We start from the raw sequence: 19,903 nt of genomic DNA on the forward strand, positions 1-19,903 counted from the left end.
TTCTCGGTTTTATTTATTCTATCGTTGTAATTTCATTTGAATTATAAATATGGATACCCGATTCTTCTCGCAATGCAGTTATATACATTCCTTTCGCCACATCTTTAGCTGAAATAGGTTTATACTTTTTGAAAGCCCCTTTAAATATAAAAGGAATAATACGAGATAACTTTTCAGCCATTCGTTCACCGAAACGAAATTCTTGTCGATTCCCTACTAATAAAGATGGCCTAAAGATGTGAATACCACCAATGACTAACTTTTGTAATTCCTCTTCCATTTTCCCTTTGACTTGTGAATAAAAGAAAAAAGATTTAGGATTTGCTCCCATTGAGGACACAACAAGGAAGTTTTGCACCCCTTGTTTCTCAGCTAAACAAGCAGCTCGTAACGTATATTCATAATCTACTTTTTTGAAATTCACCTTTGTTTTTGCTTTTTTGATTGTTGTTCCTAGACAACTAAATACGTCATCTACAGCAAAAAACTCTTTATATTCCTCTAGCATCGAAAAATCTATTTGCTTTTGCTGTAACTTTTCATGTTGCCATTGCATTGGTTCTCTTACAAAAATAGTAACCGAATCGTAGTAATCTGATTCAAGTAATAGACGCGTTATCTCTTGTCCAACTAAACCACTTGCACCAAGTACTAACGCTGTTCGCTTATTCATATATGCATATACCTCTTATTTTACTTTTCTCTCCTTCAGTAAAATACAACTTTTAGGAGTTTCCTTCTCTCATTTTACCACAAGTAAAGCACTATGCGTACGCATAGTGCTTTACTCACTCTTTTTTCTCATCTTTCTCACGTAATTTTGTTACTGTTGATGCGTCTCCTAAATTACTTATTAATCTTCTTAAAAAAATTAAAACAAATGATAATGGCAATACTACCGCTAATATCAAGAATATAGATTCCATTAAGTAACCCAAACACTCATCCCCCCCTACACCCTCCTTTCATATATATGAACACGGCGTTGTCACATATGCATGTATTCGCAAAAATAACACATCTATATTTGACAACTTTATTACAAAATCAAATCGGAATGATTATTATTTATTGCAACTTTATAAAAGATGTATTATACTAAGTTCGCAAACTAAAACGTAATTATTCCGTTTTGTATTAAAATGATATTTTTCTTCTATAATTGGGGAAAATATATCCGTAAAAAAAGAAAAGAGGAGAACTTCATGCCTAAAAGATTGACTATATTTTCATTCTTACTTATTTTCACTTTAATTTTTACTGGCTGCTCAAATAAAAAAGAAGGTAATGCCAAGAAAGACGGAAAGCTAACTGTTTATACAACTATTTTTCCTCTTGCAGATTTCGCAAAAAAAATTGGTGGCGACTATGTAACTGTTGAAGCGATTTACCCACCTGGTGCCGATTCTCATACATTTGAACCAAGTCAAAAACAAACAGTACAAGTTGCAAAAGCCGATTTATTCGTTTACAACGGCGCTGAATTAGAACCATTTGCTGAAAAAATGGAAAAAGCATTACAAAAAGAAAATGTTAAAATTGTAAATGCATCAAAAGGTATCGAACTGCGTACTTCTACTGAAGAAGAGCATCATGATCACGGAGACGGCCATAAAGAGGACGAACATCATCACGATAAAGACCCACACATTTGGTTAGACCCTACTCTAGCAATGAAACAGGCAGAAAAAATTAAAAATGCACTTGTAGAGTTACAACCTGACCATAAACAAGAGTTCGAAAAAAACTTCGCAGCACTTCAAACGAAATTCACTGATTTAGATGATCAATTTAAAGCAGCTGTAGCAAATGCGAAAACGAAAGAAATTTTAGTTTCTCACGCCGCTTATGGATACTGGGAACAGCGCTATGGCTTAAAACAAATCCCTATCGCTGGTATTTCAGCTTCTGATGAACCATCTCAAAAACAACTTGCTGACATTACAAAAACAGTAAAAGAACATAATCTAAAATATATTTTATTTGAAACATTCTCTACGCCAAAAGTCGCATCCGTTATTCAAAAAGAAACGGGTACAAAAGTTTTACGCTTAAATCATCTTGCTACTATTTCTGAAGATGATGCGAAGAGCAATAAAGATTACTTCACTTTAATGGAAGAAAACGTAAACACATTGAAAGAAGCTACGAACTAATCAAATTTTTAAAAGAAGCTGACCATTCAGCTTCTTTTTTGTTTGTTCTTACTTGACTTGACCGAAATAACAAGTAAAATTATCCATATTAGCTTTTAGGCTATATTAATTTAGAAGGTGAGTTGGAATTATGGCTCTTCACATTTGTGAAGTAACAGCAAAAAATTGGCGTTCAGTAGCTGCCTTAAACGTCGCGAAAGACCAGCAGCAATTTATTGAAAGCAATGCGTTTTCTTTAGCAGAATCATTATATGAAGGAAACGGAACGTCAGTAGGTTTATATGATGGAGAAACACTTGTAGGGTATGCAATGTATGGATGGTATTGGGAAAAACGTAAAAGCGTATGGTTAGATCGATTTATGATTGACCAACAATATCAAGGAAAAGGATACGCAAAACGTTTCCTTCGCATACTCATTCAATTTTTACAAGATAAATTTGAATGTAAAATAATTTATTTAAGTTTACATCCAGAAAACAAACTCGCAATGGGACTATACGAGTCATTTGGCTTCCGCTTAAATGGCGATATTGATGACGAAGGCCCAGTTGTAGGTGTTGTAATGGAGTTACTATTAGATGAACATACAAGCCTGTGAAAACAGGCTTTTTATTATTTATTTATCAATGTCACATTTTCTATATCTAATTTCTTCTCCCTATTTGCTTCGCTTTTACAATCTAGTATTACCTCTGTAAAATGCTCATTCGATTGAATTAAATGAATTACTTGATTGTTTAAATGGATTATTATTTCACCTCCCTCATTTGTAACATCTGAAAATAGACAACTAATTATTTCTCTATCTTCTTTTGTTATTTCTCCATATAGCTTTACCGCAATTATTCCTAAAATGCCCTGTTCCACACTATTGGGATACATATATTTCTCCATATATTCTCTGCTCTTTTGATCATCCATTTGTTGTAGAAAGAATTGAAACGGCATCCCCTTCATAGGCTGTATGTATGCATTTTTCCACGGCATAGTTTTCTTAAACAAATTAAAAAACCACTTATATTGTAATGGTTCTGGTTTTGTAATTTCAATTCCACCTTCTATCATTTTTTCATACACTTTATCTATATTTTCAACATCAATCGCTAGTCCGATTAACCCTCGATGGCCAGCATAATATTTCTGAACCCACTCTTGTACCCAGCCACCACCATCTTTTGTTTTTACTCTTACTAATTCTAAATATTCTTTTCCAATCCATACGTTAGATACTTTAAAGCCTTTCGTTCCCTTTCCCCATTTCGGAGCATATGGAAGTCCGATAGAATGTACGTTTTTTATCATTTCCTTATTTTCTTGTATCTCTTTATTTACATTTACAACAAGATGATCAATTTTCATATTCTTCCCACCATATTTTTATTTTTTTAATAGCTTTTCTAACTTATGAATAAATCGAAGTTGCATCTCACATTGTTCATACATATTTTCGAAAATAAGTTTCACATACTCTGGTGCATGATCTTTCAGTCTTTCTCCTTCCCTCATTTCTTCATAAGTAGCTAATATTTCTCTTTTTTGTTCATCTAAAGCTTCTAAAATCTCTTCTCTCATACCCTTTTCTTCTGAAAGAAAAGTTAATGCTGTATATAAATGTTTCGGAAACACAACTGATGACTTTTGAAACGACTCCTTTAATAGTCTTTTAAATTCTTGACTTCCCTTTTCTGTAATACAATATATCGTTTTTGAACGTCTACCAGTCATTTCAATTGCTTTTACTTGAATTAATTCCTCATTTGTCATTTTTTTTAACGCGTGATAAATAGAAGCCGGGAACACCTCTGCCCATTTACTACTTTGCACCATATGTAGAGCCTGCTGTATTTCATAACCAGATAGCGACTCCCTTTTAGTAAGCAATCCAAGAATCATTAAACGCACCTTTTATCCCCCTACCCTAATAAAATACTAAATGTTTAGTATTTTTAGAATACTTTACTACAAATTCCAATTTTAGTAAACAAATAAGCCTGCAATATACGCAGGCTTATTTCACACACTCTTCAAAATGTTCTTGGAACCATTCTTTATTAATATCTTTTCCGATAAACACAACTTCACTTACTCGTTCTTCGCCCTCTTGCCACTCTCTATCATATGATGCAGCAAACAGTGTATGTACACCTTGGAAAACGATACGTTTATCTACTCCATCAATCGATAAAATTCCTTTGTAGCGATATAAATACTCCCCTAGCTCTTGAACGACAGCTGACATCCACTCATTTAGTTTTTGTAAATCTAACGGTCGCTCTTCGCGTAGTACAAACGACTTTACGCCTTCTAGATGATTATGCTCTTTATGAGGATAAATTTGTAACGTATCTTTCGTTTTAAACGTTTGAATTTGTAGTAACGATGGAATATCTACATCACAGTTAGTCGCCTCGATTAACTTTGCAGTTGGGTTAATACCTTGCAGTTCCTGCAATAGATTTTCCTTTTCACTTTCATCCACTAAATCTAATTTATTTACTAAAACGACATCAGCAAATGCAATTTGTTCCTTTGCTTCTAGTCCTTTTTCAAAATGTTTATGTATATGGTAACTATCTACTACTGTTACAACACCGTTAATTTGGTATGCAGATTGAATCACAGGATCTAAAAAGAATGTTTGAATAATCGGACCTGGATTTGCAAGACCAGTCGTTTCAATTACTAATCCATCAAAATCCATTTCCCCTTCTGCTTTTACGTCTAGTAATTGTTTTAAAGCAACAAGTAAATCTTCCCGTACAGTACAGCATAGACAACCGTTTGTCATTTCCATAATTTCTTCTTCCACATTCATAATCAACTGATTATCGATACCAATTTGCCCTATTTCATTTACAATTACCGCTAATTTCTTACCGTGATTCTCTGTTAAAATACGATTTAATAATGTTGTTTTCCCAGATCCAAGAAAACCAGTTAATATTGTTACTGGAATCATTTCCTACATCTCCTTATACCTATTATGTTTCTACATTATAGCATATAGAGAAAATCGTTTTTGTAGCAAAACATATTTATTGTATGTACGACACTGAAACTATATAATAATATGTAGCAAGAAAGCCTTTTCAAAACATTACTCATTCATCAAGGGGGCACTTATAATGGAACGAGTTCAAATGGCCGAAAAGCTAGAATTTTCTCGTATTATTCAAGGTTTTTGGCGTTTAGCAGAATGGAATATGACGAAACAAGAATTACTTTCTTTTATTGAAGAATGCATGGATATGGGGATTACTACTTTCGATCACGCTGATATTTATGGCGGTTATACGTGTGAAGGACTGTTCGGAGAGGCATTACAATTAAAGCCTTCCTTACGTGAAAACATGCAAATCATCACAAAATGTGGAATCGCTCCCCCATCACCAAAATTTCCAGAGCGATATGTTGCGCACTACAATACAAGTGCTGAACATATAATAAAAAGCGCGGAAGACTCATTACAAAACTTACATACAGATTATATTGATGTACTTCTCATTCATCGCCCTGATCCATTTATGGATCCAAATGAAGTAGCAGAAGCGTTCTCACGCTTAAAGCAAGAAGGAAAAGTCCGTCACTTCGGTGTATCTAACTTTTTACCGTCACAGTTTAATATGCTAAATTCCTATTTGGATTTCCCGCTCATTACAAATCAAATTGAAGTATCTGCGATGCAGCTTGAGCATTTTGAAAAAGGGACAATTGATTTATGCCAAGAAAAACGAATCAATCCTATGATATGGTCGCCTCTTGCTGGCGGAGAAATCTTTACTGGTCAATCAGAACGTGCCGTACGTGTACGTGAAACTTTACAGAAGGTTGCTACTGAACTAGGTGTTACTAGCATCGATACAGTTATGTATGCTTGGCTGCTTGCTCATCCAGCTAACATGATGCCAATCGTTGGATCTGGTAAATTAGATCGTGTTAAAACAGCCGCTCTTGCTACAAAAGTTAATTTAGATCGTCAACAATGGTTTACAATTTTCGAAAGCTCTAATGGACATCCTGTACCATAATACACAAAAAGAAGAGCTGTTGCTTTACAGCTCTTCTTTTTCATATGTATTTCTAGTCATGGCAAATACACACATATCCCTTAATCCATTTCCATCTACCGCTACACTCGCACTTTCTAATGTACCTTCTAACTTAAAGCCTAATTTCTCAGGTATCGCTCTACTCTTCTTATTTAAAGAATCACATCGAATTTCTACGCGGTTTGCTTTCAGCTCAGAAAAAGCATAATCCGTTATACCCTTTGCAGCCTCTACCATATAGCCCTTTCCACTAAACCTTGAATCAATCCAATACCCAATTTCAAATTGAGGTATATCCCAATTAATACGATGCAATCCAGCTGATGCAATAAATTCACCGGTTTCTTTCGAAAAAACTAGTAATCTTAAATCCTCACGCTGCAAAAATTGAATATGCGATTTTCTAATGCTCACTTCTACTTCTTCCTCTGTTTGCTCTTTTTGTGCAAAAACCATCCACGGTCTTAATTCTTGCATAGAAGCTTGAATTGCATCGTATACAACTTTACCGTCACCTGGTTTCGGCATTCGAATAAATAGCCTTTCAGTATAAAATTCAGAAGGAAAATCGAATAATAACGGATTCACTTTCAACACCCCTTTTAATTCTTTTATATATAATAATATCCATCTCAAACTATACAGTAAAGAAATTTCTGAATTTTACACATTTTAATCATTTACCTCTACCGCTACACGAACTCCAGATTCAATTGCACCTTGTATCCATCCGTGATATAAAGTTGTATGATCACCTGCAAAGTATAATCTCCCCTCTGGCTTTATAATTACTGGTTGTAGTTCGGATTCTTGACCTGCCTGAAATAGCGCAAATCCTCCAAGTGCATATGGATCCAATGTCCAACTTTTTGATACTCCAGACATGAACTCATCATATACTTGACCACCTAATATTGTTGCCAAGTTGTGTAATGTGTAATAAATACGATCTCCCTTCGATAACCCATCCCATAACAACGCATCATAAGACCATGTATAGCTGCCTAGCATCATAGCAGGTCCTTTTTCTCCAATTCCGTGACTTGGATAATAGGCGTAACGAATTGGCAAATCCGTTATAATCCTGCCACCTAACTGTCCTTGTTCTTCCCAAAATCGACTTTTAAATTGAATTCCTATTTTCGTTGCTGGCATATAATGCAATTCACGAATTGCTTTCCATTTTTCATGAGATATAGAATCAAATGGATCTACTTCCACAAAACGCATTGTCGAAAATGGAATTGTAATAATAATTAAATCCCCTGTAATACTACTATACTCAAAAGTTTCCTCGTTTCGATAAAAAGCTGTCACACCGTTATCATGTTGATGTAGCTTCATTAATTTTTGATTATATATAATATTTTCTTCTAATTGTGGTAAGAAAGACTTTGGTAATCTATCATTTCCGCCTACTATTTCACAAAATCCACTCTCCTCCTGCATAATGTATAAAAAGCGTAGTGTCTCAACAAATGACCTTTCCAAAAAACCTTCTAAATCTAATAGAACACCGATCATCTCAATTGTTACTGGCGAGAAATACGTATTATATTGATAAGGATGATACTTTAAAAATTGTCCTGTAGAGTATCTCCCAAAATCCTTTACTACAACATCCCAATTTTTCTCTGGGTTCTTTTTTATAAAATTTATAATGGGCTGTACCGCTAACAATAATAGCTCTTCAGACGTTTTCCCGACCTCATTCATTTCTACAGGATACTTTAATATACTTGGATCTTTTTCGTATTGTTTTAATGTCGTTTTTCGGCCATTTACGTAAATAATATCAGTCTCATTCCTATTAATAAACGGGCTCACCTGTAGCCCAAATTTTCTTATATATGCCATCGTTAATGTGTGCGAATACGGAATTCTCATTGCCCCAACATCTAAATATAATCCGGTATCTTCCATTCTAACCGTCTCTATGCGGCCACCTACCCGGTTGTTTGCTTCAAAAATTTTCACATCATGTCCTGCATCTTTTAATAAAGATGCCGAAACCAACCCAGCCATACCGGCCCCTACTACTATAATTTGTTTCGAACGTGTCGTCTTCTTTAACCCTTTATTTATAACTTTCAACACTTCATCCATCTCAGTGTTATACATTATATCTTTCTGCACAATTCCACCCCTTACTTCATAAAATGGGCATTAGTGGTTTAGTGCATTTTATTCATAAATTCCTATAAACATAACAACATAGCAAGTGGAATATTCACTAAAAGTACATAAGAGTTAGCTTTCACACCTCATCACGCTACGTATAATATAGCAACGGTAAAGAAGGAGTGGTTGAAAATGAAACAAACTTACGACTACAACGCTACAAAGAAGTATTTAGAAGGAAAGAAACAACAACTATGCAACAAACTTAGTAGTAAACAACTATCTAAAAAAGAGCGTGAACAACTAAAACTTGAGATTGATAACTACGAATATATATTAAATTTAGTCGAAATGAATCATTATGAACGAGGCTTTCCTCGTTAAAAGTGGATAGGTGGTTTATCCACTTTTTATTTTGAGCATTTTATTACGCATTTTTCGTAAGTAAATATATAATAGGATGTACATTAAGATTGAGAGGTATATTCTATGATCAAATTAAGTGTATTAGACCAATCCCCTATTTCAGATGGTAGTACAGCAGCCCAAGCTTTTTCACATACAGTTACGCTTGCACAAGAAGTTGAAAAACTCGGATATACACGCTTTTGGGTATCAGAGCATCACAATTCTGTAAGCCTTGCTGGTTCAAGTCCAGAAATACTTATTTCTCATATTGCAGCAAAAACGGAGCGTATGAGAGTTGGTTCGGGTGGTGTTATGTTACCTCACTATAGCCCGTATAAAGTTGCTGAGAATTTCCGTGTTTTAGAAGCACTTTATCCAAATCGTATTGACCTTGGTGTCGGCAGAGCACCTGGTGGAATGCCAATAGCTACTCGAGCACTACAGGAGGGCAAAATGGTCTCCCTTGATCAATATCCAGAACAAATTGCAGATGTTGCAATGTACTTACATGATCAAATACCAGAAAATCATCATTATGCAAATTTAAAAGCTACTCCTGTAATTCCAACATCTCCCGAGATGTGGATGCTTGGTTCTAGTGGAGAGAGTGCCATGATTGCCGCAAAACAAGGTACTTCTTTTGCATTCGCACAGTTCATTAACGGATACGGCGGTACCGAAGTAATGGAAGCTTATCAAGAACAATTCCAGCCTTCCTATTTAGGAGACAAACCAAAATCAATCGTCGCTATTTTTGTTATTTGCGGAGAAACAAATGAAGAGGCGGAAAAAATTGCTTCTAGTTTAGATTTATCAATCTTATTACTAGAGCAAGGAAAGCGCACAACTGGTACTCCTTCTATCGAAACTGCACAAAATTATTCATACAGCGCTTATGATTTATTCCGTATAAAAGAAAATCGTCAACGTATGATCGTCGGTGATCCATCTTCTGTGAAAGAAAAAATCGTAAACTTAAGCAAAGCGTACAATACTGATGAATTTATGATTGTCACAATTACTCATCGATTTGAAGATAAATTAAATTCTTATCGCTTACTAGCAAATGCTTTTCATTTATAATGATAAAAGGGAGATCCATCAATTATGATGGATCTCCCTTTCTTACTACTTATTACTTTTGCCGTCTATATATTTAATAGCTTCTTCTAATAATACTTCAAAATTCTCAGGATAATCGTGATTTAATTTCGGCACAACTTTATACTCATGTTCTATATTTTTATCTCTTAATAATTGTACAAATTGCTGCGTACTTTCGAAACAATCTTCATCTTGATCCCCGCACACTATATATCCCTTTATTTTTTTATCTTGTAGCACTTCCAACAATTCACTCCATTCTTCAATCCCTGGAAGCCACGGCGCCATAAAAATAAAACCATCTACATCTAAATCTTTTTGTAAAATTGTATACAAAGCTACTCTGGCACCAGCAGAAAAACCACCAATTATTACCCTTTCTACTGTATGATTTTCTATAAACGTAACGTAATGCTCTTTTAATTCTTCTTTCCCTCTATGTATATCATCCCAAACAAACCCATCTGAAAACTGAATTTGCGAAGACTGTGGTAAAGCTAACGTATAATCTTGATCCAAAACAGATTTCCAATATGGTTCTACTATTGCTATATTTTCTTGATCTCCGTGCATTGCAATAAATAGTTTTTCTTTTTTCTTACCATCTATAAATTTCACGTCTGCTCGTTCTGTTTTCTTTGCTAATTCTTCTCTTTCTTTACATAATTGAACCATTTTATGAAACTCTTCAAATTTATGTAGTGGTGTTAAATCATCGTCCGAAATTAAATACTCATTTCCGTACCAAAATCCATTGTCTATAATAGCTTCCTTCATTAACTGTAACGCTTCTTCTTCAAGCCCCGCTGCACTCGCTAGCGCATATTTAAAATTATATATTTGTGCTTTATTCCCCACTACACCATTAGCATGCTCCATTATATAAGTGAACGCTTCCAAACTTCCTTTATTTGCATAACAATGTAACGTTTCATTTAATAATTGAATGTAAGTCATACTATTTTTCATACACCCATTCCCCCATAACCTTGTATAATATTTATTTCTCAAACCTTTATACCATACTGTAATCACTGTATACATCTCACGCTAACAATACTTTATTCTTAAAACGATACTTAACCATTACTTCTCTTTGTCCAATGAGCTTAGTATACAGTTGAATAGACTGAAAAATCAATATTTTAATAAACAAAAAAAGACAACAATATATTTATTGTTGTTTTCAATACATCTACCCACTCTTTTGTTTTTTTCTGTCTGGTTTACTTGAAACTAAATAATGTTTTTCTGAAATATATAAGTCTCTTTTTAATATACGATTTAAATACGGTCCTAATTTCATCCCGCATATAAGACGCTCTTCACTACCTTCAACAATTGGAAACATTTCTTTTTCTGTTACGTATTGATCTACTGCTTTTTGTACGATATCAATTTCTTTAACTAGGTTTAGATTTTCTTCTGTATGTTCAAATACCTCAAGCGTTTCCTTCGTAATAAGAAAACTATTTGTTGGAAATGCAGGTAAATACGGCTTTAACAAATCATAATTTACTGTATAATCATCATTTACTAATACCGTATAAACGATATTAGCATTCGTTTCTAGAAACTTAGCCATCGATTGTTCTAATTCATCTTTCGTAATTTCACGCTCTTCTTTTCCAGTTCTGAAAAAGCGAAACATCGCATCGCCTCCTTTTTACTATATTATAGCATAAAAGAAAACTGAAAAATTACAAAAAAAGTCATTGAAAGAATTTTTCAATGACTTTATTCTTTATAAACTAATATTTATTTTAAGAACGCACTTAACATCCATACGTGTTGTTCTAATGTTGTATGAATTGCTAACAACATGTCCGCTGATGTTTCATCGCCAGCTTCACCCGCAACTTCCATACCTTCTTTTAATTCTTGAATAAGTGCAGAATAATCATTTACTAATGTTTGCACCATTTCTTCTGCAGATTCCTTGCTTGTCCCTTCACTAACACTAGAAGTAGCAAGATATTCTTTCATTGTCGCTAGTGGCTTACCTTCCAATGCTAAAATACGTTCGGCTAATTCATCAATATTTGTTCCAGCTTCATTATAAAACTCTTCAAATTTCTCATGTAATGTAAAGAAGTGTGGTCCTGTCACATACCAGTGATAATTATGTAGTTTCACATATAACACATTCCAGTTTGCTACCTGCTTGTTTAATACTTCAACAACATTTGTTTTCGTACTCATACAATCCACTCCTCTTATCATTTTATAATGATTATCTTTTAATAATCTAATTACATTTTACCATACATTCCCTATCCTTTCGAACGATCGGCTCATATGTAGCAAAGTTTTAACACCTTTAATACTTCCCTAATATCTTTTAATTCATGTATATTTTCAAACACTTCATACGTCTAATTGTCCAAGCTCATACATATGCATAATAGTAAATCAAGCTCATCGTAGTAGAAAGAGGGATAACATGGACAATCAACAGTGGCAAGTAGCAAAGAAAGTCGCTGCTACTTATATTGGAACAGTCGTTGGAGCTGGATTTGCTACTGGACGAGAAATTGTTGAATTTTTTACAGTGAACGGATTATATGGAACAATCGGCATATGTGTAAGTGGATTTTTTTTTATTTGGCTTGGCACAAAGATGATGTTACTTTCATCACAAATCGGTGCATTTTCAGCGCAAGAATTTAACAAATATTTATTTGGAGATGTATTTGGAAATGTTGTAAATACACTATTATTACTTGTATTATTTGGTGTAACGAGCGTTATGTTATCAGGAGCTGGGGCGGTATTTGAAGAGCAGCTTCGTTTACCAAGACAACTTGGTATTTTCATTACAGTAATCGCCTGTCTCATTATAGGTAGCCGCGGATTACAAGGGGTTTTTGAAGTTAATACACTTGTCGTACCTATTATGATGATTTTTATTATCGGACTTGCTATTACAACTTTTTTTCACAGCACAACTCCTATTAGTAACACTATTCCTGCAGAAAGCTGGAGTATGAAGTGGATTACTAGTCCTATTACATATGTCGCCTTAAATCTTTCTCTCGCCCAAAGCGTTCTCGTCCCGTTAGCCAGTGAAGTAAAAGATCGAAAGGCCATTTTATGGGGTGGTATTTTAGGTGGTGCAGGACTTTCTTTAATTTTATTATGCAGTCATTTAGCTATCTTATCAGTAGATCAATTTTATCAATATAATATCCCAATGGCTGAAGTGATAAGAAAATTCAATGCAACTTTTCACTTTTTCTTTGTCCTTATCATTTTCGGTGAAGTGTTCACAACTTTAGTTGGCAATGTGTTCGGAATGACAAAACAAATGCAATCAATTACTGGATGGAAAAATAACAATATTATTTTCTTCATTTTACTAATTAGTTATTGCTTTAGTTACGTTGGTTATAGTGAACTCCTCCACATTTTATATCCTATAATCGGATGGGTCAGCATCATTTTACTTCCGATTATTGCTTTTAAACAACTTCAAAAAACATAAAAGAAGCATCCATATTATTGGATGCTTCTTTTATGTTCATTCACAATCATCACAAACTTCCCAGTACGGCCCCATTTCCAATGCCAAATATGGCTTTAATTGCAACCGAATCATCCGACTAGGCATGCGTTCTAAAACGAATTGAATCCCTTCTTCATCTTCGTCTAATTCAACTTTTGAAATCGCAATTCTTTGCACAGTAGAAATAGGCATTCCATCTTTATATAAAGTGATTTTCACCTCATCATATTCATTAAAATACAATTCAACATTCATTTGATTTTTCAACATTTCATCAACAATTTCATATTTATCATTTTGTTCCTGGATTATATATTTCCAGCCGCCTCTACTTTCTTCTTTCGGAGCTGCTTGAAATAATGTCATCAAATCCTCGTATAGCATAAGATAACCCCTCTCTTACTAAAAACGATGAGTATTTTATATACCCTTTATCTCTATCACTATCCATATGTATTGTACCATATATCACCGTTCTTACCGTATTCATTTGCTTCTTAGATGCATATAAAATAACTGATTCTCTTCATTACTGTGTGAATTATCTCCTATTTCATTTCTTAATACTCTTCTATAGCTTTCAAGTAATATCACACTTAAGTAAATGCATTTTTTATCCATCTTCCACTTATTATTTGCTTGCAAAAACAAAAAAAAGAAGAGTGACTTATATCACTCTTCTTAAAAGAATTTCCCAGTAGCTGCTAACGCTAATACTAGTATTAAAATTGTAAATAATAAAGAGACAATGAAACTAAAAATAGGCAATGCTTTCTTTTCATTCTTCTTAAAGAGTAACTTTAAACTAAGTAAGATGTTTACTGGTACAAATATAAAATAAAAATATTTAACAATTTGCACCGAATTATTCGAAAGTGTTTTTAAAATAAACACTTCAATTAGAAAAACAATAAAAAATGAAATACTTAGCCAAAATGAGACATAGCTAAGCCAAGAATGTCTTTTTGTCCCCCAATACACTCCCATACTAATCTCCTTTATTTGTATTCTATATGATTATAATTATACACAAAGTTAACAAATACCTCTATTTTTCGACAAATATTATACAAAATATACCTTTACATATCATAAAGATACTCTCCATCCCCATTTAATTTTACATAATAAAAACAGACTACTCCAATAGCATACTGCTATTTTGAAGATAGCCTGTCCTCTGTTAAACTTTAAATCTTTCAATTAACCCTTGTAACTCTTCAGCCATTTGAGATAATGTACCAGCCGCAGAACTAATCTCCTCAATGGACGCTAGTTGTTCTTCGGCTGATGCTGCAACGTTTTGAGTACTCGTCGCATTATTCTGCGCTGTCATTGCAATTTGACCTACCGAAATAGACACTTCATTGGCACCTTTTGACATCCCGTTAGCCGTTTCAACCATCGTTTTAATTTGATTCGCAATTTCATTTGTAGATTGTAAAATCTCAGTAAAGTTTTGCTTCGTTTCATTCGCAATAACAAGTCCAGATTGAACTTCTTCATTTACATGCCCCATAGATTTTACTGTCTTACTCATGTCATCTTGTATTTCACATATTAATTTACTAATTTCACTAGAAGAAACGCTAGACTTCTCCGCCAATTTACGTACTTCATCTGCAACAATTGCAAATCCTCTTCCATGCTCTCCTGCTCTTGCAGCTTCAATTGCTGCATTCAAAGCTAGAAGATTTGTTTGATCTGCAATATTTTGAATTACTTCTAGTATGTCACCAATTTGTTTTGATTTATTATTTAGTAACTGTATAACTTCATCTGATTGTGAAACAGATTCTGCAATAGATTGCATTTGATTTACTGTTTTTCCGACGAGTTTTCCACCATCTTCTGCTTTTTCACGAGTATGAGCAGAAGCCTTATTAATCGATGATGAACTATTTGCTACATGCTGAATTCCTTCTGTTACGTCAAATAGTAACATTGCACCATTTTCTACACTTGTTGTTTGCGTTGTTGCCCCACTCGATATTTCATCCATTGCCATCGTAATTTGCTCAGTCGCTTCACTGGCCTGTCTTACACTTGCTGTTAGCTCTTCTGATGCTGCTGCAACATGTCCAGCCGAAGTATTAATTCTTCCAATTAACGTTCGCAATGCATCTGTCATCTCATTAAATCCTTTTGCAAGTTGGCCAATTTCATCATTAGAATGAATATCGATTGTTTGCGTTAAATCTCCCTCACTTATTTCTTTAGAAGTCGCAACTAATCTTTTTAATGGCTTCGTTATAGAAAGTGTCACAAAATAAATAAGTGCCCCGCCTATAACTAATGCAATGAACATAACAATTAACATATTATAAAATACAGGCTGTGCAGCTTCAATTACTTCATTTGAGTACATCGTCCCGCCGATTTTCCAACCTGTTTTTACATTTGTAGCAAATACCATTTGTTTTTCGCTACCGTCATACGTATATGAAAAAGCGCCATGATTATCTTCATAAATTTTCTTCGCCCAAGAATCAGCTGCTTTTTCTCCTGATTTTTCTTGAGGATGTGCAATTATTTTTTGTTTCCCATCTAAAATGAAAGCATATCCTTTTTTACCAATATTGATTAACTTTGTTGTTTTTAATAAATTATCTAAACTTAAATCTATCGCTACAACACCGTTTTTATCTTCTGTTTGTTTTGCAATCGTTACGACAATATGTCCATTTCCTTGCGCCTTATACGGCTCAGTAATTACAATACCACCTTGTTTGGCCACTGCATCTTTATACCAAGAACGTTCTGTTGGATCATAGTCTGCTGCCATTTGTATATTTGGTTCCTGCACAAATTTCTTATCATTCCCAGCAGCGTATACTTGTTCAACATCTTTATTCAAATTGATATATTGAGATAACATTTTTCTTAATTCATCTTGATTATCCCCTTGATACATATTACCTTGAATCACCCGTGCAAAATTATTCACATCATTAAATTTCGCATCAATCATTTGATTGATTAAATTATCTAATATTTTTATATTGTCGTGAGCACTGCTCGTAATTTGTGATTCAAAATTCTTTTTAGCCGTTTGATAAGACATGCCTCCGATAATAGAGACAGCCGCAATTAAAATGACAAAAAATGAAATTAGTAGTTTTTTTGCTACTTTCATATTACGAAACCAATTTAATAGTCTACCCATTACAAACCTCCTGCTTTTCAATTTCAAAAGTTAAATCTAGTAAATTATAAATATTTCCCATTCCCTAATTATTATTTCCATAACCTATTATGATGAATACTTTGTAAAGTTTAAACAATTAAGTTCCCTTTGTCTATATATATGAATAATATTATTATAAAATTTACAATTACAAAAAGCCAAAGGGAACCACCCTTTGGCTTTTTACATTTTTTTATGCTGTTTAGAAATCTTTTTCCACTTATCACGCTCTGCTCTTGCAAGAATAGCATCTTGTTTTCTCATAAAATACGCCAGTTCTCTTTGTAATTTTTTATAGCTTTGCAAACGATGTATCGTAATAATTCCGTTATCAATTGCATTATGCACTGCACACCCTGGCTCATTTTCATGCTTACAGTCCCTAAAACGGCACGTTTTTGCTAGTTCTTCAATATCAGAAAATGTTGTTTGAATTGCATCGCTTCCTTCCCAAAGCTGCAGCTCCCTCATACCCGGAGTATCAATAACTAAACTACCACTCGGTAATCGGAACAATTCACGATGAGTTGTCGTATGCCTTCCTTTACTATCTTCCTCACGAATATCTCCTGTTTTTGCTACTTCAATTCCTATAAGTGCATTTAACAAAGTGGATTTCCCAACCCCCGATGACCCGACTAAAGCAATTGTTTTTCCTGAAGAAACAAATTGCTGCAACGATTCAATACCAGCATGCTCTAAACTATCAACGACGAAGATCGGAACACCAATTGCCACCGCTTCCGTTTCAACAATTTTCTGTTCCACGTCTTCACATAAGCTACTCTTTGTTAAGACAATAATAGGCATTGCACCGCTTTCATACGCTAATAGTAAATAACGTTCTATTCTTCTTACGTTAAAATCATGGTTAAGTGCATTCACTAAAAATAGATAATCTACATTTGCTGCTATTACTTGTTCTTCCGTTCGATTACCAGCCTCTTGTCTAGAAAAAGAACTTCTTCTCTGAAAAATGCGATGAATAATTGCTTTCTTTTCATTCTCTATTTTCTTTATATACACCCAATCACCAACCGCTGGATAATCTCCCTTCGTTACTGCTTCATGTCGAAATTTTCCAGACAGTTCTGCCATATATTCACCATCATTACAAATAATTCGATATAGATGCTTATGCTCAAGTAAAATACGTCCTACTTCAAAGTTCTCTACAGCTTGTTCCTCAAAAAAGGAATCCCAGCCGAACGATTCTAAAATATTTTGATTCAAATTGATATCCTCCCTAGTTTAAGCTAAGTGGAAGGATCGTGCGCTCACTTATATAGTCTCGCCCTTTCCATCCACCTTTGTATTTGGTTTATTATTTATATAAGTTATTTTCGCCATAATACATCACCCCGTTCTCATTTTAATTACTCTCATTATATGGAATATTTATTTAAAAAGCTACTTTATTTAACATAATTTTCAAATAATTTATTTTTCATCATTCTAATTTGTCCACGGTGACTAATCTCATCTTCTAGCACATGAAACCAAAGGTAGTGCTGATTATGCGCTACACCGTTAGGCCACTTTCTTTCTGACATAAGCCATTCATCATCTTGTTCACTCAAATACTTCAGAGATTCTTTTCGAACACTTTGTAGAAGTTGTACATAATACTGTATGTTATGTCCACGAATCGTTCTCCCCGATTCCCCTAAATACAGTGCGTCTTCCCATATTTCTAATTCTTCTTTTGTAAAGTCACGCTCTTGAAATGAAATCAGCTGATGTGCTTTTTCAATAGCTGCAATATGCTTTAATAAAGCTCCGATGGAATTCCCTCCACTTGGCATAATTGAATCTAATTGCTCAACTGATAGATCGTTTATTTCCTGTAATGTTACAGCCCTCGTATGCTCCAGCATGCTTACTAATTCCCCTATATTTTTTGTATAACCATCTACACTTCTTATTCGATAATCTATATTCATATCACGCACCCCTTTCTGTATTCACATTAATGGATATACGCTTCAAATAATAGACTGAAATATATCAGATTTTTCTGTTATAATTAAATTGAATAGGTGATACACCCAAACAAACTTTCTCAATGTGCTTATATGAAATATTAAAAGGAATCAATATAAAATGATCGAATCTTATTCACTAAAAGGAGTGGATTCGATGGAAATGTATCAATGGCTAACTGCTGTACTCGTTGGTGGCATTACTGGTTTCGTTTCCCATCTAATCAATAACCAAGGTAAGTTATTGCTTCCACGCCGTTTGAAAACTTTTTTTCACTTTGGGTTTTTGACTGATATTTTCACTGGCAGCCTAGCTGCACTTCTTGGACTCGTTTTATTCGATGTCACCTTAATAAAAGAAATTATTAAAGTATCCATTGTGACTGCTATTTCTGGTCAGACTTTCTTACTCCACCAAGCGCTTGGTGGTGAGCAGGCTAAAAACACGCAAATCGGGAAAGCTGATGAAAAGATTCAAGAAATTGACAAATTATTACGACGTTAATCTATACTTTCTTTAAAAATTATTGTTATAATGAAAAATAAATATTTTCTATTGCGTCGTTTGTCAGAAGAAAGGGTGTTTCGTATGACAAAAAAGAAAGTAGAAGATTTCTTAACAAACACTGAAAAAGAGGAACTGCTAGAAAACTATAAATGTTTACGAGAAGCCCGCACAAAAAGCGAAGCTAACTATTTTGGTGAAGCAGTAAACCATCTATTAAATAAAGCAAAACAACGAATTATTAAAGATGCAGGCATACATGATGAAAATGCAGCAACTGTTCAATCAAAAAGAAAAGCACTGTTTTAGCTACATTAGCTAAAACAGTGCTTTTTATTTAGAAATTTTTTCTTACCATAATACTTTCACCCTGCTTTTATTCTTCCCATTTTTACTGCTCCAAAAGTCATATTGGCTTAGATCAACCTAATCATATAACCTCATGTAAACCATTTTAAGAATAGATAAATTAAGCAAAATTTGTTGAACTAGTAATGCTATAAACGAAATAAGTTTATTAAATCGCTTCTTTTAACTTTGTATGCGGATTTGGTCCGTATTGATTGTCATTTTCTTCACTTTCAATGATAAAAAATACAAGTAAAACAACGCTACCAAATGGTACAAAATTTAATAATTGCCACCATCCTGTTTTCCCAATATCATGTAACCGACGTGCGCCAACCGAAAAACTTGGTATAATCATTACTAACATAAATAGCAGCGCAATAATAGCAACTAACACCTCTGAAAATGATGATAAAAACAACAGTAGCCAAAAAATTACGATATTGGATAAACTAAAAATCCAGTACTCTTTTCGTGTAGCTCTACCACTAAAATTCCCATAATTCTTTAGAGCTTTCAAATACCATTGCATGTA

Annotated in this window: 24 protein-coding genes; 8 read left to right on the forward strand and 16 right to left on the reverse strand. The window is 33.9% G+C overall.

The window, feature by feature from the left end:
- Positions 1 to 13: 13 nt before the first annotated feature.
- On the reverse strand, positions 14 to 673 hold the full coding sequence (locus tag QCI44_RS18220) for an oxidoreductase (protein WP_016088239.1): 660 nt from the start codon (positions 671 to 673) through the stop codon (positions 14 to 16).
- Positions 674 to 788: 115 nt separating this feature from the next.
- Positions 789 to 938 carry a hypothetical protein gene (locus QCI44_RS18225; protein WP_016088240.1) on the reverse strand — a complete coding sequence of 50 codons (150 nt, stop codon included), beginning with the start codon at positions 936 to 938 and terminating at the stop codon, positions 789 to 791.
- 267 nt (positions 939 to 1,205) lie between these two features.
- On the opposite strand from QCI44_RS18225, the gene QCI44_RS18230 reads away from it, so the two are divergent.
- Positions 1,206 to 2,156 carry a metal ABC transporter substrate-binding protein gene (locus QCI44_RS18230; RefSeq protein WP_016088241.1) on the forward strand — a complete coding sequence of 317 codons (951 nt, stop codon included), beginning with the start codon at positions 1,206 to 1,208 and terminating at the stop codon, positions 2,154 to 2,156.
- Between the two features lie 130 nt (positions 2,157 to 2,286).
- A complete protein-coding gene (locus tag QCI44_RS18235) occupies positions 2,287 to 2,757 on the forward strand; it encodes a GNAT family N-acetyltransferase (RefSeq protein WP_016088242.1) in 471 nt (156 codons plus the stop codon).
- Positions 2,758 to 2,771: 14 nt separating this feature from the next.
- Here the strand turns inward: QCI44_RS18235 and QCI44_RS18240 are convergent, their stop codons facing one another.
- The 3 genes from QCI44_RS18240 to QCI44_RS18250 form a co-directional block, all read right to left on the reverse strand.
- Complete coding sequence (locus QCI44_RS18240; RefSeq protein WP_016088243.1) at positions 2,772 to 3,518, reverse strand: VOC family protein; 747 nt, start codon at positions 3,516 to 3,518, stop codon at positions 2,772 to 2,774.
- Between the two features lie 18 nt (positions 3,519 to 3,536).
- On the reverse strand, positions 3,537 to 4,061 hold the full coding sequence (locus QCI44_RS18245) for a PadR family transcriptional regulator (RefSeq protein WP_016088244.1): 525 nt from the start codon (positions 4,059 to 4,061) through the stop codon (positions 3,537 to 3,539).
- Positions 4,062 to 4,167: 106 nt separating this feature from the next.
- Entirely contained in the window at positions 4,168 to 5,118 is a 951-nt protein-coding gene (locus QCI44_RS18250; protein ID WP_088083624.1) for a CobW family GTP-binding protein, read from the reverse strand.
- Positions 5,119 to 5,284: 166 nt separating this feature from the next.
- Here QCI44_RS18250 and QCI44_RS18255 point away from each other — a divergent pair, with 166 nt between their 5' ends.
- Complete coding sequence (locus QCI44_RS18255) at positions 5,285 to 6,187, forward strand: aldo/keto reductase (protein WP_016088246.1); 903 nt, start codon at positions 5,285 to 5,287, stop codon at positions 6,185 to 6,187.
- Between the two features lie 24 nt (positions 6,188 to 6,211).
- Here QCI44_RS18255 and QCI44_RS18260 read toward each other — a convergent pair whose 3' ends face one another.
- Together QCI44_RS18260 and QCI44_RS18265 are read right to left on the reverse strand one after the other, a co-directional pair.
- Positions 6,212 to 6,796 carry a GNAT family N-acetyltransferase gene (locus QCI44_RS18260; protein ID WP_016088247.1) on the reverse strand — a complete coding sequence of 195 codons (585 nt, stop codon included), beginning with the start codon at positions 6,794 to 6,796 and terminating at the stop codon, positions 6,212 to 6,214.
- 84 nt (positions 6,797 to 6,880) lie between these two features.
- Positions 6,881 to 8,344, reverse strand: coding sequence for a flavin monoamine oxidase family protein (locus tag QCI44_RS18265; protein ID WP_016134220.1), 1,464 nt, complete (start codon positions 8,342 to 8,344; stop codon positions 6,881 to 6,883).
- 177 nt (positions 8,345 to 8,521) lie between these two features.
- Here QCI44_RS18265 and QCI44_RS18270 point away from each other — a divergent pair, with 177 nt between their 5' ends.
- On the forward strand, positions 8,522 to 8,713 hold the full coding sequence (locus QCI44_RS18270) for a DUF3896 family protein (RefSeq protein WP_000815502.1): 192 nt from the start codon (positions 8,522 to 8,524) through the stop codon (positions 8,711 to 8,713).
- A gap of 105 nt (positions 8,714 to 8,818) precedes the next feature.
- Positions 8,819 to 9,820, forward strand: a complete 1,002-nt coding sequence (locus tag QCI44_RS18275; RefSeq protein ID WP_016088249.1) for an LLM class flavin-dependent oxidoreductase — start codon at positions 8,819 to 8,821, stop codon at positions 9,818 to 9,820.
- Between the two features lie 45 nt (positions 9,821 to 9,865).
- On the opposite strand, the gene QCI44_RS18280 is transcribed toward QCI44_RS18275, so the two are convergent.
- From QCI44_RS18280 to QCI44_RS18290, 3 genes are all read right to left on the reverse strand, one after another.
- Positions 9,866 to 10,810, reverse strand: a complete 945-nt coding sequence (locus QCI44_RS18280; RefSeq protein WP_088083621.1) for an alpha/beta hydrolase — start codon at positions 10,808 to 10,810, stop codon at positions 9,866 to 9,868.
- Between the two features lie 226 nt (positions 10,811 to 11,036).
- Positions 11,037 to 11,492: a DUF3939 domain-containing protein gene (locus QCI44_RS18285; protein ID WP_016088251.1), complete on the reverse strand. Its 456-nt coding sequence runs from the start codon at positions 11,490 to 11,492 to the stop codon at positions 11,037 to 11,039.
- A gap of 107 nt (positions 11,493 to 11,599) precedes the next feature.
- Positions 11,600 to 12,043, reverse strand: coding sequence for a Dps family protein (locus QCI44_RS18290; RefSeq protein ID WP_000105195.1), 444 nt, complete (start codon positions 12,041 to 12,043; stop codon positions 11,600 to 11,602).
- 241 nt (positions 12,044 to 12,284) lie between these two features.
- On the opposite strand from QCI44_RS18290, the gene QCI44_RS18295 reads away from it, so the two are divergent.
- Positions 12,285 to 13,325, forward strand: a complete 1,041-nt coding sequence (locus QCI44_RS18295) for a YkvI family membrane protein (protein WP_016088252.1) — start codon at positions 12,285 to 12,287, stop codon at positions 13,323 to 13,325.
- A gap of 36 nt (positions 13,326 to 13,361) precedes the next feature.
- On the opposite strand, the gene QCI44_RS18300 is transcribed toward QCI44_RS18295, so the two are convergent.
- From QCI44_RS18300 to QCI44_RS18320, 5 genes are all read right to left on the reverse strand, one after another.
- On the reverse strand, positions 13,362 to 13,730 hold the full coding sequence (locus QCI44_RS18300; protein ID WP_016088253.1) for a DUF3979 family protein: 369 nt from the start codon (positions 13,728 to 13,730) through the stop codon (positions 13,362 to 13,364).
- A 297-nt stretch (positions 13,731 to 14,027) separates the two neighbouring features.
- Positions 14,028 to 14,333, reverse strand: coding sequence for a hypothetical protein (locus tag QCI44_RS18305; protein ID WP_016088254.1), 306 nt, complete (start codon positions 14,331 to 14,333; stop codon positions 14,028 to 14,030).
- A 196-nt stretch (positions 14,334 to 14,529) separates the two neighbouring features.
- Positions 14,530 to 16,512 (reverse strand): HAMP domain-containing methyl-accepting chemotaxis protein, encoded by a 1,983-nt coding sequence (locus tag QCI44_RS18310; RefSeq protein ID WP_353811380.1) that lies wholly within the window; start codon positions 16,510 to 16,512, stop codon positions 14,530 to 14,532.
- Positions 16,513 to 16,716: 204 nt separating this feature from the next.
- Positions 16,717 to 17,766: a ribosome small subunit-dependent GTPase A gene (gene rsgA, locus QCI44_RS18315; RefSeq protein ID WP_016088256.1), complete on the reverse strand. Its 1,050-nt coding sequence runs from the start codon at positions 17,764 to 17,766 to the stop codon at positions 16,717 to 16,719.
- 182 nt (positions 17,767 to 17,948) lie between these two features.
- Positions 17,949 to 18,476 (reverse strand): DinB family protein, encoded by a 528-nt coding sequence (locus QCI44_RS18320; protein WP_016088257.1) that lies wholly within the window; start codon positions 18,474 to 18,476, stop codon positions 17,949 to 17,951.
- Positions 18,477 to 18,672: 196 nt separating this feature from the next.
- On the opposite strand from QCI44_RS18320, the gene QCI44_RS18325 reads away from it, so the two are divergent.
- Together QCI44_RS18325 and QCI44_RS18330 are read left to right on the forward strand one after the other, a co-directional pair.
- Entirely contained in the window at positions 18,673 to 19,020 is a 348-nt protein-coding gene (locus QCI44_RS18325; RefSeq protein WP_000426320.1) for a DUF4257 domain-containing protein, read from the forward strand.
- An 84-nt stretch (positions 19,021 to 19,104) separates the two neighbouring features.
- Complete coding sequence (locus tag QCI44_RS18330; RefSeq protein WP_000162691.1) at positions 19,105 to 19,329, forward strand: hypothetical protein; 225 nt, start codon at positions 19,105 to 19,107, stop codon at positions 19,327 to 19,329.
- A gap of 208 nt (positions 19,330 to 19,537) precedes the next feature.
- On the opposite strand, the gene QCI44_RS18335 is transcribed toward QCI44_RS18330, so the two are convergent.
- Positions 19,538 to 19,900 (reverse strand): DUF805 domain-containing protein, encoded by a 363-nt coding sequence (locus tag QCI44_RS18335; protein WP_016134214.1) that lies wholly within the window; start codon positions 19,898 to 19,900, stop codon positions 19,538 to 19,540.
- Positions 19,901 to 19,903 lie beyond the last annotated feature (3 nt).

The sequence above is a fragment of the Bacillus cereus group sp. RP37 genome (assembly GCF_040459695.1).
Taxonomy (GTDB): Bacteria; Bacillota; Bacilli; order Bacillales; family Bacillaceae_G; genus Bacillus_A.

Bases quoted from the DNA above. Each gene is read 5' to 3' on its own strand.
- QCI44_RS18220 (WP_016088239.1), bottom strand. From the start codon at position 673: ATGAATAAGCGAACAGCGTTAGTACTTGGTGCAAGTGGTTTAGTTGGA.
- QCI44_RS18230 (WP_016088241.1), top strand. From the start codon at position 1,206: ATGCCTAAAAGATTGACTATATTTTCATTCTTACTTATTTTCACTTTA.
- QCI44_RS18235 (WP_016088242.1), top strand. From the start codon at position 2,287: ATGGCTCTTCACATTTGTGAAGTAACAGCAAAAAATTGGCGTTCAGTA.
- QCI44_RS18240 (WP_016088243.1), bottom strand. From the start codon at position 3,518: ATGAAAATTGATCATCTTGTTGTAAATGTAAATAAAGAGATACAAGAA.
- QCI44_RS18250 (WP_088083624.1), bottom strand. From the start codon at position 5,118: ATGATTCCAGTAACAATATTAACTGGTTTTCTTGGATCTGGGAAAACA.
- QCI44_RS18255 (WP_016088246.1), top strand. From the start codon at position 5,285: ATGGAACGAGTTCAAATGGCCGAAAAGCTAGAATTTTCTCGTATTATT.
- QCI44_RS18270 (WP_000815502.1), top strand. From the start codon at position 8,522: ATGAAACAAACTTACGACTACAACGCTACAAAGAAGTATTTAGAAGGA.
- QCI44_RS18275 (WP_016088249.1), top strand. From the start codon at position 8,819: ATGATCAAATTAAGTGTATTAGACCAATCCCCTATTTCAGATGGTAGT.
- QCI44_RS18280 (WP_088083621.1), bottom strand. From the start codon at position 10,810: ATGAAAAATAGTATGACTTACATTCAATTATTAAATGAAACGTTACAT.
- QCI44_RS18285 (WP_016088251.1), bottom strand. From the start codon at position 11,492: ATGTTTCGCTTTTTCAGAACTGGAAAAGAAGAGCGTGAAATTACGAAA.
- QCI44_RS18290 (WP_000105195.1), bottom strand. From the start codon at position 12,043: ATGAGTACGAAAACAAATGTTGTTGAAGTATTAAACAAGCAGGTAGCA.
- QCI44_RS18295 (WP_016088252.1), top strand. From the start codon at position 12,285: ATGGACAATCAACAGTGGCAAGTAGCAAAGAAAGTCGCTGCTACTTAT.
- QCI44_RS18300 (WP_016088253.1), bottom strand. From the start codon at position 13,730: ATGCTATACGAGGATTTGATGACATTATTTCAAGCAGCTCCGAAAGAA.
- QCI44_RS18305 (WP_016088254.1), bottom strand. From the start codon at position 14,333: ATGGGAGTGTATTGGGGGACAAAAAGACATTCTTGGCTTAGCTATGTC.
- QCI44_RS18310 (WP_353811380.1), bottom strand. From the start codon at position 16,512: ATGGGTAGACTATTAAATTGGTTTCGTAATATGAAAGTAGCAAAAAAA.
- QCI44_RS18320 (WP_016088257.1), bottom strand. From the start codon at position 18,476: ATGAATATAGATTATCGAATAAGAAGTGTAGATGGTTATACAAAAAAT.
- QCI44_RS18325 (WP_000426320.1), top strand. From the start codon at position 18,673: ATGGAAATGTATCAATGGCTAACTGCTGTACTCGTTGGTGGCATTACT.
- QCI44_RS18330 (WP_000162691.1), top strand. From the start codon at position 19,105: ATGACAAAAAAGAAAGTAGAAGATTTCTTAACAAACACTGAAAAAGAG.
- QCI44_RS18335 (WP_016134214.1), bottom strand. From the start codon at position 19,900: ATGCAATGGTATTTGAAAGCTCTAAAGAATTATGGGAATTTTAGTGGT.